The sequence below is a fragment of the Betaproteobacteria bacterium genome, from assembly GCA_009693245.1.
In the GTDB taxonomy this organism is placed as follows: domain Bacteria; phylum Pseudomonadota; class Gammaproteobacteria; order Burkholderiales; family SHXO01; genus SHXO01.
Map to the genome: position 1 here is coordinate 1 of SHXO01000096.1, position 11,433 is coordinate 11,433.

Sequence of the window (11,433 nt, forward strand, 5' to 3'; positions counted from 1 at the left end):
GTCTCCCTTCATCGCCGCCAGCGCGACTTGCGCCTTGAACTTCGCGGTCAATTTCCGTCGTGGCCTTCTCTTGCTCATGGTCTTGCTCCTCTTGGTTGGAAGCAAGGCTATCAATTATCCGCGTGTCCGAAAATCCGAAGCCCTCTCTTACTCCAACCCTAGAAACCAGCCGGATTTCGTGGGGCAAACGATCACCGAAGGCACCGACGTCACCGGAGCAACGGTGCGCCGGTTCAGCAATAACAAGGTGGATATGGCAAGTAACGCGGGCTGGTTTATCGATCTGCCTAGCAAGGGAGAAAGAGCTAACACGGATCCAACGCTCTTTCTTGGCACCTTGGTTTTCGCCACGAACGTCCCGGATCCCTCCGCCTGCAATGCGGGCGGTTATAGCTGGCTATATTTCCTCGACTACAGAACCGGTTCCTACGTCAACACCGCGGTTTCCGGAATCGGTGCCGTGCGGGTCGGTAACGCCCTTTCCACCCGGGCAACAGTGGTTCAGATTGGAAGTAACGTGGAGAGTTTGGTGAGGACTTCAAAGGGCGACACGTTTGTTGCACCGATCCCCATCGGTAACGCTGCGGTCAAGGCACGCCGGGTTAATTGGCGAGAATTGATTTCACGTTGATCCACGGCTCGTTAAAAATAGGCGGTGCGAACCGCCTATTTTTCTTCGGTAACCCGCCCAATCTCTCTTGGCAACGGAAACACGACCGTTTCGTCCACGCTGGCCATTTCCGCGACCTCGGTTGCGCCAAGCTGCCGCAAGCGATTCACTACTTGCTGCACAAGCACTTCCGGCGCGGAGGCGCCGGCGGTGACACCGACGCGTTTCTTGCCCGCTAACCAGGATGGATCCAGATTGCCAGGCCCATCCACCAGATAGGCGGGCACGCCCATCTTCTCTGGAACTTCCTTGAGGCGGTTAGAATTGGAGCTATTGCTAGAGCCCACGACGATGATGACATCGCACCGCGCCACCAATGCCTTCACGGCGTCCTGCCGGTTCTGGGTGGCATAACAGATGTCATCTTTTTTCGGCCCCAAAATGCCGGGGAAGCGCAGCTTTAAGGCTTCGATGATTTGGCGCGCATCGTCCACGGACAGCGTCGTCTGGGTCACATAGGCGAGCGCCGCCGCATCGTTCACCTGCAAAGTGCTCACGTCCTCCATGCCCTCGACAAGATAAATGCCATCCTCTGCCTGGCCCATGGTGCCTTCCACTTCGGGATGGCCGCGGTGGCCGACCATGATGACCTCGCGGCCGATGCGCCGCATGCGAGCCACTTCCACGTGCACCTTGGTCACGAGGGGGCAAGTGGCGTCGAAGATCCGCAAGCCGCGACGAGCCGCCTCCTCGCGCACAGCTTGAGACACGCCGTGAGCGCTGAACACCACGGTGCTGCCTCGCGAAATCTCGCCGAGGCTCTCCACGAAAATAGCCCCTTTATCGCGCAAGTCTTGCACTACGTGCCGGTTGTGCACCACTTCGTGACGCACGTAAACGGGTTTACCGTGAATCGCCAGTGCGCGCTCCACGATCTCGATGGCGCGGTCCACTCCGGCGCAAAATCCGCGCGGGCTTGCTAATAAGATTTGCATCTGCCTTCCTTTTCCATCACTCATTAGAAGCTGGATTTTGCCTCGGGGGGTTTCCTACGCATGGCATCCCACAACAACAGCAGAGCGCCGCAGGAAATGGCGGAATCCGCCAAGTTGAACGCTGGCCAATAATGTTCTCCGATATGGAAATACAGAAAATCCACTACCGCCCCCAAGAGTATCCTGTCGATCAGATTTCCAACCGCTCCGCCCAGAATCAGGCTCAAGGCGAGTGCGAAGGGAACTTCCTCGCGATGTTTACGCAGCAACAGCACGATCACGATGGATGCAATCAGTGCCACGGCAATAAAAAATCCCCGCTGCCATCCAGACTGGTCGCTCAGAAAACTAAAGGCCGCGCCTTTGTTATAGGCGAGCACTAGCTGGAAGAAGGATGTGACCTCGTAAACCGGCATACCGGCGAGGGCCTTTTGGATGATCAACTTTGTGAGTTGGTCCAATACCACCACTACGGCGCTGATGACGAACCAGACCATGAGATCCGGCTTCTTCGTGTCAAGCATAAGTTCGCGCTTCTCCGCTTCCATGCAAATTCGATACGCATCGCGCGCAAATTTCCGGATGAGCCGCATGCGCCCCCACATCGGCGCGGTAATGCCAGCAGCGCACGCACTTGGGATGCGTGCTCGGTGTTGCCTCGATGCGAAGCCCGGTGCCTTGCTCCACCCGTGCTGCCGAGGTTAGAAGCACCAACCGCAAATCGTCCCCGCAAGACTTGAGCACATCATAGGTTTCCGGACCCACCCCTAACACTACTTCCGCTGCCAAGGATGATCCAATATCGCCCTTGATGCGCAGGCGCTCCAGTTCTTTTTGTACTTCTGCCCGCGCTTCGCGCAGGCGCGCCCAGCGTTCCTTCAATTTTTCTCCGCCAGCCACTTCCGGGAGCGCGTGGTAGGTTTGCACAAACACGCTCTGTGCACCGCCGGTAAAGTAGCCCCACGCTTCGTGCGCGGTAAAACTCAGCATGGGCGCAAACATCCGCAGCAAGCTCTGAGTCATGTGATAGAGCACCGTTTGCGCGGAGCGGCGCGCGCTGCTCGTGGCCCCGCACGTATAAAGGCGGTCCTTGAGGATGTCCAGATAAAAGGAACCTAGGAACTCCGAGCAGAAGCTATGCAATTTCTGGCTGGCGTAATGGAACTCGTATCTCTCGTAATCCTTGGCGACACCGCCTTGCAATTCGGCGCTCATCACCAAGGCGTAGCGGTCGATTTCGATCATGTCCTTGACGTCCACGGCATGGGCCTTGAAATCGAAATCTGACAAATTCGCCAGTAGAAATCGCAACGTGTTGCGAATGCGACGGTAGAATTCTACCACTCGCTTCAAAATCTCCTGGGAGATGGACATCTCACCTGAGTAGTCGGACGAGGCCACCCACAAACGCAACACTTCCGCGCCCAGGCTATCGGAAACCTGCTGAGGCGCGATGACGTTACCGATGGATTTGCTCATCTTGCGGCCCTGGCCGTCCACCACGAAACCGTGGGTCAGCAGTTGGCCGTAGGGCGCGCGCCCATCGATGGCGCATCCGGTCAAGAGCGATGACTGAAACCAGCCGCGGTGCTGGTCGGAGCCTTCCAAATAGAGATCGGCGGGCTTGGCGAGCCCTTCCCGTCGCTCAAGCACGCTCACATGCGTGGTGCCCGAATCGAACCACACATCCAGCGTATCCGGGACCTTCTCGTAGACTTCGGCCTCGGCGCCCAGCAGTTCCCGCGCATCGAGTTTGAACCACGCTTCGATACCCTCTTGCTCGACGCGCTTGGCCACGGCTTCCATCAGCTCCTGCGTGCGCGGATGAATTTGCCCATCTTCCTTACGGACGAAGAGCGCCATGGGCACGCCCCAGCCACGCTGGCGCGAGACGCACCAATCTGGCCGGTTCTTGATCATCGCCTCCAGACGGGCACGGCCCCACGCAGGGAAGAATTCCGTCTCCTGGACTGCCTTATTCGCCACGCCGCGCAAGGCAGGTGCGCTACCGGATACGGTATCCATTCCGATGAACCATTGCCGCGTCGCGCGAAAGACAATGGGGGTCTTGTGGCGCCAGCAGTGCGGGTAGCTGTGCTGAAGCTTGGCGTTGTGGAGCAGGTGCCCTCGTTCCCCGATGGCCGCGATCAGCAACGCGTTGGCATCCCATACCAATTGCCCGCCCACGATGGGCTCGCTGGCGCGGAAACGCCCGTCGCCACCCACGGGATTGTCCACGGGCAGGTCGTATTTCAACCCGACCACGTAATCCTCCAAGCCGTGAGCGGGCGCGGTGTGAACCAAACCCGTGCCTGCGTCCAAGGTCACGTGATCGCCCAAGATGAGGGGCACGGTTCGCTCGTGAAAGGGATGCTGAAGGGAAATGCCTTCGATCACGGCCCCCTTGAAAGTGGCCACGACCTGGCTTCCTTCCGCCAACCCATAGCGCGCGAGGCATGCGTCGCGTAAACCCTCCGCGAGGATCAGCAGCCCGCGCGCTGTGCGTACCAAGTTATAGTCCAGCTCAGGATGCAGCGTGACGGCTTGGTTGGCCGGCAAGGTCCACGGAGTGGTGGTCCAGATCACCGCGAACACCGGGTCGTAGATATGGGTAAAAGTGAGCGCCTTGGCCAATCCCTTGACGTCAGCCACGGGGAATGCCACGTCGATAGCGGGCGAGGTGCGGTCTTCGTGCTCCACTTCCGCCTCCGCCAGCGCGGAACGGCAATCGATACACCAATGCACCGGCTTGGCACCTTGGTAGAGGTAACCACGCGCCTGAATGCGGGCGAGCGAGCGGATGATGTCCGCCTCGGACTTGAACTCCATGGTGCGGTAGGAATTATCCCATTCGCCAAACACTCCTAGCCGGATGAAATCCTTGCGCTGGCGTTCGATTTGAGTGGCGGCGTACTCGCGGCACAGTCCGCGAAACTCGGAGGCTGGAATGCTCTTACCGTGGGTCTTCTCCACTTGGTGTTCGATGGGCAAGCCGTGGCAATCCCAACCGGGCACGTAAGGCGCGTCGAATCCCGCCAGAGTTTTGCTCTTGACCACCATGTCCTTCAAAATCTTGTTGATGGCGTGCCCGATGTGAATATCGCCATTGGCGTAGGGCGGGCCATCGTGCAACACGAACTTCGGTTTACCCTTGAAAGCTTGGCGAATTTGCTCGTATATTTTCTTGTCTTGCCATTCTTTCACCCACAGCTGTTCGCGTTTTGCCAAATCCCCGCGCATGGGAAAGGGAGTATCGGGCAGATTCAGTGTGTTCTTGTAGTCGTTCATCAATGGTTGATCCGGTTGCTGCTACTTCTGCATGGCGAAGTATTGCTTCGCCTCCTGCACGTCCATGGCGATCCTCCGGGTGAGTTCGGAAAGACCGGCATATTTCTCCTCGTCTCTTAATTTCTTCAGGAACCGCACGCGAACGTGCTTCCCGTAAATTTGTTGGCCGAACTCGAACAGATGCACTTCCAGCACGGGCACCCCGGCATCGTTCACCGTGGGGCGCACGCCCACGCTGGCGACACCAGGCCATGGATTGGGCGCGAGGCCTTCCACGTCCACCACGTATATTCCCAGTACCGGCGGGCGATTGTGCTTCATTTGCACGTTGGCCGTGGGAAATCCCAAGGTGCGGCCAAGTTGGTCGCCCCTCACCACTCTGCCGCTGATACTGTAGGGCCGCCCCAGCAACTTGGCGGCGGCGCCGAGTTCGCCTTTTTCCAGGGCTTGGCGCACCCGCGTGCTGGAGACGCGTTCTCCGCCATCGGCCAGGGTAGGCATGCGCTCCACGCTAAAGCCCTTCGCCACACCCGCCACGCGCAACACCTCGTAGTGTCCCAGGCGCCTCGCGCCGAAACGAAAATCGTCGCCCACCATCACCCACCGCGCCCGCAATTGCCGCAGCAATATCTCATCGATGAATTGCTCGGCACTTCGGCGGGCAAAATCGAAGCTGAAGCGGCACACATGCACTTGCTCCACCCCCGCATCGCGCAGCAACTCCAGCTTCTCCCGCAGCGAAGTCAATCGCGTGGGCGCCCGGTCCGGCGCGAAAAATTCCCTGGGATGGGGCTCGAAGGTCACCACGCAAGAACGTAGTCCGCGCGCACGCGCTTGCGTCATCAAAAGGGATACCACTGCCTGGTGCCCGCGATGTACCCCATCGAAATTACCAATGGTCACCGCGCTCGCGCTCAAGGCCGCGGCGGAAGAATTACGCGTGACCAGCATTCAACGGGAGTCAGTATCGATCAAATTCGAATAGGGATTTTATCAGGCACCTTCCGCGCATATTGCTCAAATCGCGCGCCGGGCGAAGTCTCGCGGCCGGATACCCACGGCCCACAGCGCGGCGAAGTAGGCCACCGCGCCTAGCGCGATCGTCCAGCTAAGCTGAAGCACCATTGCCCATTTGCCGCCGCCCAGCCAAACCTGGCTATCGGCCGCGGCAAGCCATAACACGGTGCCCAAGGCGGCCAACCCTACCAGTAACTTAAGCGAGAACTTCCCCCAACCTGGATCCGGTCGATAAATCTGGTGGGAGCGAAGCTTGAGGTACAGCAGCGTCGCGTTGAGGCAGGCACCCAAGCCAACGGCCAGGGCCAACCCCACATGGCCGAGGGGAAAGATCCGGGTAAAGGTGAGGTTGAATACCTGAGTAACGAGCAACGTCACGATGCCGATCTTGACCGGCGTCTTGATGTCTTGCTTGGCGTAGAACCCAGGAGCCAGCACCTTGACAAGTACCAGACCCAGCAATCCAAGCGCGTAAGCCATGACCGCCTGGGCGGTCATTACAACGTCGTGGGCGCTGAAAACCCCGTGATAGAACAACACCGAGACCAGCGGCGTGGCCAGAAGCGCCAGCGCCAAGGCGCATGGAAGAGTCAGCAGCAAGGTAATTCGCAGCCCCCAATCCAGCAACCTTGAAAACTCCGCCGGATCGCCCTTCGAATGATTCTTCGACAAGCTGGGCAGCAAGATGGTCCCCACCGCCACCCCCAGGACGCCCGTCGGAAACTCCATCAAACGGTCGGCGTAATAGAGCCACGACACGCTGCCCGTGACGAGAAAGGACGCAAAGTTCATATTGATCACCAAGCTGATCTGGCCAATGGACACCCCGAAGACCGCCGGGCCCATCAGCTTCAACACCCTCCATACCCCAGGATCCTTGAGATTAAGGCGAGGTCTAGGCAGCATGCCAAGCTTCTTCAAATAAGGTAGTTGAAACCCCAGTTGTAGGAGCCCGCCCGCGAATACCGCCCAGGCCAAGGCCTTCACCGGCGGGTCGAAATAGGGGGCTAACCACAAGGTAAAGGCGATGAAGGCGAGGTTAAGAAGGGTAGGCGCTAAGGCCGGAATGGCGAATTTGCCATAGGAGTTGAGAATTCCGCCCGCCAAGGAGGTGAGCGAGATGAATAAGATGTAGGGAAAGGTGATGCGCAACAGTTCGACCGTCAGTTGGAACTTGCCCGGGCTTTGGTGAAAGCCCGGTGCCGTCGCAAGAATGACTAGAGGCGCCGCCAGAATACCCGCGACAGTCACGATCATCAGCAACAATCCCAGGAGTGCGGCCACGTGATCCACCAGCTCCTTGGACTCGCTGTCTCCGCGCCTGGTCTTGTATTCGGCCAATATCGGGACGAAGGCCTGGGAAAATGCGCCCTCTCCAAATATCCCGCGCAGCAGGTTGGGCAGCCTGAACGCCACGAAAAAGGCATCCGTGTAAAGCCCGGCACCGAAGGTACGGGCAATCAACACGTCCCGGATGAAGCCGAACACGCGGGAGATCATGGTCATCCCGCTCACGGTGAGCAACGCTTTGAGGAGATTCACTTAAGGGGTTTGGCCCGGATGAAGGGGTAGGATCAAGGGGGATCCGCTAGCGCTGGGCGCCGCATGTTAACTGATCGGGACCGGGCTGGGGTGCTTGCGCTGGTCTTTTATCTTGCGAAGGGCAGGACAAGTGATTAACATGCCGCGTTTTTTCCGGCTCGGGATTCCCCGGTCCTTTTCCAGAAGGCTTGACCATGGCAAATTCGGCTCAGGCGCGAAAACGCGCCCGGCAATCAGAAAAGCAGCGGCAACATAATGCCGCCCTCAAATCGGAAATGCGCACCGCCATCAAGAAGGTGCGTAAGCTCATCGTCGCGGGCGACAAGGCCGGTGCACAGGCCGCGCTCAACTCTTCCGTCAGCATCATCGACGGCGCCGCCAGCAAGGGCATCGCGCACCGCAACACCACCGCCCGCAACAAAAGCCGTCTTTCCGCTGCCATCAAGGCCTTGGCCTGATGACAACGCCAGCCGAATCCATCCGATTCGGTGGCCTTGGCTCAGGCGGGGCTGGTGACCGCCCTATGCGGAGCATACTCGGGGCGCGCCTCACAGCGCCCGGGGCGAATCTTGAGTTCGTTGTCGCGCGCAAATCCCATCAAGAAGTCGAAGGCAGCCGGTTCCATCTCTTTCAACTGGGTATCGATCACGACCGAGCGAATCCCCTGGCAGAAAATGGGCTGCAGAAATGGCGAGTAGTTGATGCGCTGGTCCTCGCCAAATATTGCGATGACACCGCACAGGCGCTCCGCCCAGTCGCTGGGCCGGAATACCCCGCCTGACTCGGTGGCTCCGATAATGACCATCTCCTTCGGCTGATCAGTCATCGCACTGGCTCCTGGCTTGATGACACGCCCGCTGGTCCTCGTGATTCCTAGACCATGCCATAGGCTTAGGTCTTGCTGTTAGCTTCGCCCTTTCCTTCTTCGCTCTTTCCGATGGCATTCCCACTTCGTTCCTAGCCATGCGCAAACCCAATAGCCGCATCTTGGTCATCAACGACGAAACCCTGGTCTTGCGGGAATTCGTCAAGGGACTCAATTCCGCCGCGAAAAGCCTGGACAACCCCTTGGGCATTGTCTTTACCGGCATCACTACCGCCCAGGATGCACTCAAGACCATCGAGGAGGATGGCGATCTCCAGTCCGTGATCGTGGACGACGTTTTATACACCATGCGTCATGATGGAGGTAACTCCCGTGTATTGCAGATGTCGGCTTTGGAACTGGTGCAAAGGATCACGCGCTTTCGCCCCGAGCTCGACGTCTACATCCTTATCGCCCAGGAGCAGGAAGACGAAGTCGTCGATGCCTTGTTCAGCGAGGCCGTGGACGGCTACTTCTACCGTGAAGAACGCGACTACCGAGGCATGTATCGGATATTGAACGCCCAACTTCAGGAAAAAGCGCGCACGCCCTTCTACGACCAGCTCAAGAACTATGTCTTGATGGCCAAGGATGCCTGGCACACGCCCGGCCACTCATCGGGAGATTCCCTGCGGGATAGCCCTTGGGTAAGCGATTTCTACGAGTTCATGGGCGAACACATCTTCGATGCGGATCTGTCCGTTTCCGTACCCATGCTGGATTCCCTCATGGAACCCACGGGCGTGATCCTGGAAGCCCAGAAAATTGCCGCCAAAGCCTTTGGCGCGCGCCGCACCTTCTTCGCCACCAATGGCACCTCAACCGGCAACAAGGTTATATTCCAGACCTTGATCGCCCCAGGGGAAAAACTCCTCCTGGACCGCAATTGCCACAAATCCGTGCACCACGGCGTCGTGCTCTCGGGCGCCCATCCGGTGTATCTGGATTCCTCGCTCAACAAGAAGTACGGGATCTTCGGTCCCATCCCCAAGAAGACGCTATTCAAAGCCATCGAGGAGCACTCCGATGCCGAAGCCATGGTGCTCACTTCCTGCACCTACGATGGCTTCCGCTACGACCTGGAGCCCATCATCAAGGCCGCCCACGCCAAGGGCATCAAGGTAGTGATCGACGAAGCCTGGTATGGCTTCGCACGCTTTCACCCCGCGTTCCGGCCTACCGCCCTCGAGTCTGGTGCCGATTACGCCACCCAAAGCACCCACAAAATTCTCTCGGCCTTCTCCCAGGCCAGCATGATTCACGTGAACGACCCGGACTTCAACGAGCACATCTTCCGGGAAAATTTCAATATGCACACCTCCACCAGCCCGCAATACAGCATGATCGCGAGCCTGGACGTGGCACGCAAGCAAGCCATCACGGAGGGCTACAAGCTCCTGCGACGCACCTTGCAGTTGGCCCGTGAACTGCGCGCCCAGATCAATTCCACGGGGGTGTTCCGGGTGCTTGAACTGGAGGATTTGTTACCGGACGAGGTGCGCGAGGACAATGTCCAGCTCGATCCCACCAAGGTCACCGTGGACATCTCGGAGTGCGGATACACGGTGGAAGAACTCCAGCACGAGTTGTTCGAGCGCTATAACATCCAGGTGGAAAAATCCACCTTCAACACGATTTCCCTGCTGCTGACCATCGGCACGACACGCAGCAAGGTGTCCCGCCTGTACGATGCCTTGATGCGCATCGCCCGCGAAGGACGCTCCGCGCGCCGCTTGTACAAGTCGCCCGAAATCCCGCGCTTCACCCAGTTGCGTTACTTGCCGCGCGACGCCTTCTATTGCGGCGGCCAGTTAATCTCCATTTTCGACGACCAAGACAAGATCAACCAGTCCCTTAACAACCGCGTGGCGGCCGATCAATTGACGCCCTACCCGCCGGGCATCCCCGTGCTGGTACCCGGCCAGGTGATCACCCAGGAAATTTCGCAGTACCTGGCGGGGCTGCTGCGTAGCCACCGGCGGGTGGAACTGCACGGAGTAGTCTACGATGGCTACTTGCCCTGCGTTCGGGTACTCAGCCAGCACGACGAGAAGGGTTTGAAGAAACTCAAGACTTGATATGGCCAGCGCAAAGCACTTTCTTCAGTTCAAGGATTTAAGCCGCGGCGAATTGGATTACCTGTTCGCGCGCGCCCGCATCCTCAAGGCGAGGCACCAAACCGGGACCCTCTACCAGCCGCTCAAGGGCAAGACCCTGGCGATGATTTTCGAGAAGAATTCCACACGCACCCGGGTCGCCTTCGAAGCCGGCATGGCGCAATTGGGCGGAACCGCGATCTATCTGCACTCGCGCGATACCCAGCTAGGCCGTGGCGAGCCCATCGAAGACGTGGCCCAAGTCATGTCGCGGATGGTGGATCTTGTGATGATCCGCACCTACGAACAGGCCATCATCGAACGCTTCGCCAGTCACTCCAAGGTGCCAGTCATCAACGGGCTCACCAACGAATACCATCCCTGCCAAACCTTGGCGGACGTCTTCACCTACATGGAACACCGCGGATCCATCCATGGCGCCACGGTCGCCTGGATAGGAGACGCCAACAACGTGTGCAATAGCTGGCTGCAAGCCGCGCACATGCTGGGTTTTCGCCTCCGTATCGCCGGCCCCGCGGATTTTGCACCGAAGCTAGGACCCGCGGACCACGCCTGCGCCCGCTACTATTCGGACGCCATGGAGGCCGTAAGCGGCGCCGACTTGGTCACCACCGACGTGTGGACCAGCATGGGGTTCGAGGAACAACTGGACCAGCGCAAAGCCGCCTTCAGCCCCTACCAAGTCAACGCCGAGCTGATGGCGGCCGCCAAACCCGGCGCCTTATTCATGCATTGCCTGCCCGCACACCGCGGCGAAGAAGTGAGCGCGCATGTCATGGAGAGCCCCAACAGCGTAGTATGGGACGAAGCCGAGAACCGCATGCACACGCAAAAGGCCTTGATGGAGTACCTGATACTAGGCGAGGTCAAGTCGTAATAGCATCGTATGGCTACGATTGCGCAGCGTTCATCGTACTGGAGACTATTCATGAAATACCTGTTTGTCACGCTGGCACTTCTGCTGGCACCGCTGAACCTCGTGGCCGCCGAGGAAATCTC

At 58.8% G+C, this 11,433-nt stretch carries 9 protein-coding genes; 3 read left to right on the plus strand and 6 right to left on the minus strand.

Annotation, left to right across the window (positions count from 1 at the left end; genetic code table 11):
• Window positions 1-666: 666 nt before the first annotated feature.
• The 5 genes from EXR36_13785 to murJ form a co-directional block, all read right to left on the minus strand.
• A complete protein-coding gene (locus EXR36_13785; protein MSQ60671.1) occupies window positions 667-1,605 on the minus strand; it encodes a 4-hydroxy-3-methylbut-2-enyl diphosphate reductase in 939 nt (312 codons plus the stop codon).
• Between the two features lie 23 nt (window positions 1,606-1,628).
• Window positions 1,629-2,102 (minus strand): lipoprotein signal peptidase, encoded by a 474-nt coding sequence (locus EXR36_13790; protein MSQ60672.1) that lies wholly within the window; start codon window positions 2,100-2,102, stop codon window positions 1,629-1,631.
• Window positions 2,103-2,121: 19 nt separating this feature from the next.
• Window positions 2,122-4,896 (minus strand): isoleucine--tRNA ligase, encoded by a 2,775-nt coding sequence (locus tag EXR36_13795; protein MSQ60673.1) that lies wholly within the window; start codon window positions 4,894-4,896, stop codon window positions 2,122-2,124.
• Between the two features lie 18 nt (window positions 4,897-4,914).
• Window positions 4,915-5,844: a bifunctional riboflavin kinase/FAD synthetase gene (locus tag EXR36_13800; GenBank protein ID MSQ60674.1), complete on the minus strand. Its 930-nt coding sequence runs from the start codon at window positions 5,842-5,844 to the stop codon at window positions 4,915-4,917.
• A gap of 66 nt (window positions 5,845-5,910) precedes the next feature.
• Window positions 5,911-7,452 (minus strand): murein biosynthesis integral membrane protein MurJ, encoded by a 1,542-nt coding sequence (gene murJ / locus EXR36_13805; protein ID MSQ60675.1) that lies wholly within the window; start codon window positions 7,450-7,452, stop codon window positions 5,911-5,913.
• Window positions 7,453-7,646: 194 nt separating this feature from the next.
• Here murJ and EXR36_13810 point away from each other — a divergent pair, with 194 nt between their 5' ends.
• Window positions 7,647-7,910, plus strand: a complete 264-nt coding sequence (locus tag EXR36_13810; protein ID MSQ60676.1) for a 30S ribosomal protein S20 — start codon at window positions 7,647-7,649, stop codon at window positions 7,908-7,910.
• Between the two features lie 41 nt (window positions 7,911-7,951).
• Here EXR36_13810 and EXR36_13815 read toward each other — a convergent pair whose 3' ends face one another.
• Window positions 7,952-8,278 (minus strand): DUF3579 domain-containing protein, encoded by a 327-nt coding sequence (locus tag EXR36_13815; GenBank protein MSQ60677.1) that lies wholly within the window; start codon window positions 8,276-8,278, stop codon window positions 7,952-7,954.
• A 137-nt stretch (window positions 8,279-8,415) separates the two neighbouring features.
• On the opposite strand from EXR36_13815, the gene EXR36_13820 reads away from it, so the two are divergent.
• Together EXR36_13820 and argF are read left to right on the plus strand one after the other, a co-directional pair.
• Window positions 8,416-10,395, plus strand: coding sequence for an aminotransferase class I/II-fold pyridoxal phosphate-dependent enzyme (locus EXR36_13820; GenBank protein ID MSQ60678.1), 1,980 nt, complete (start codon window positions 8,416-8,418; stop codon window positions 10,393-10,395).
• A gap of 1 nt (window position 10,396) precedes the next feature.
• Window positions 10,397-11,311 carry an ornithine carbamoyltransferase gene (gene argF, locus EXR36_13825; GenBank protein ID MSQ60679.1) on the plus strand — a complete coding sequence of 305 codons (915 nt, stop codon included), beginning with the start codon at window positions 10,397-10,399 and terminating at the stop codon, window positions 11,309-11,311.
• The last annotated feature ends 122 nt before the right edge of the window (window positions 11,312-11,433 follow it).

Excerpts from the sequence above, each read along its gene's own strand:
- EXR36_13820 (MSQ60678.1), top strand. The coding sequence starts at position 8,416 with ATGCGCAAACCCAATAGCCGCATCTTGGTCATCAACGACGAAACCCTG.
- EXR36_13800 (MSQ60674.1), bottom strand. The coding sequence starts at position 5,844 with ATGCTGGTCACGCGTAATTCTTCCGCCGCGGCCTTGAGCGCGAGCGCG.
- EXR36_13815 (MSQ60677.1), bottom strand. The coding sequence starts at position 8,278 with ATGACTGATCAGCCGAAGGAGATGGTCATTATCGGAGCCACCGAGTCA.
- EXR36_13785 (MSQ60671.1), bottom strand. The coding sequence starts at position 1,605 with ATGCAAATCTTATTAGCAAGCCCGCGCGGATTTTGCGCCGGAGTGGAC.
- EXR36_13810 (MSQ60676.1), top strand. The coding sequence starts at position 7,647 with ATGGCAAATTCGGCTCAGGCGCGAAAACGCGCCCGGCAATCAGAAAAG.
- argF (MSQ60679.1), top strand. The coding sequence starts at position 10,397 with ATGGCCAGCGCAAAGCACTTTCTTCAGTTCAAGGATTTAAGCCGCGGC.
- EXR36_13790 (MSQ60672.1), bottom strand. The coding sequence starts at position 2,102 with ATGGTCTGGTTCGTCATCAGCGCCGTAGTGGTGGTATTGGACCAACTC.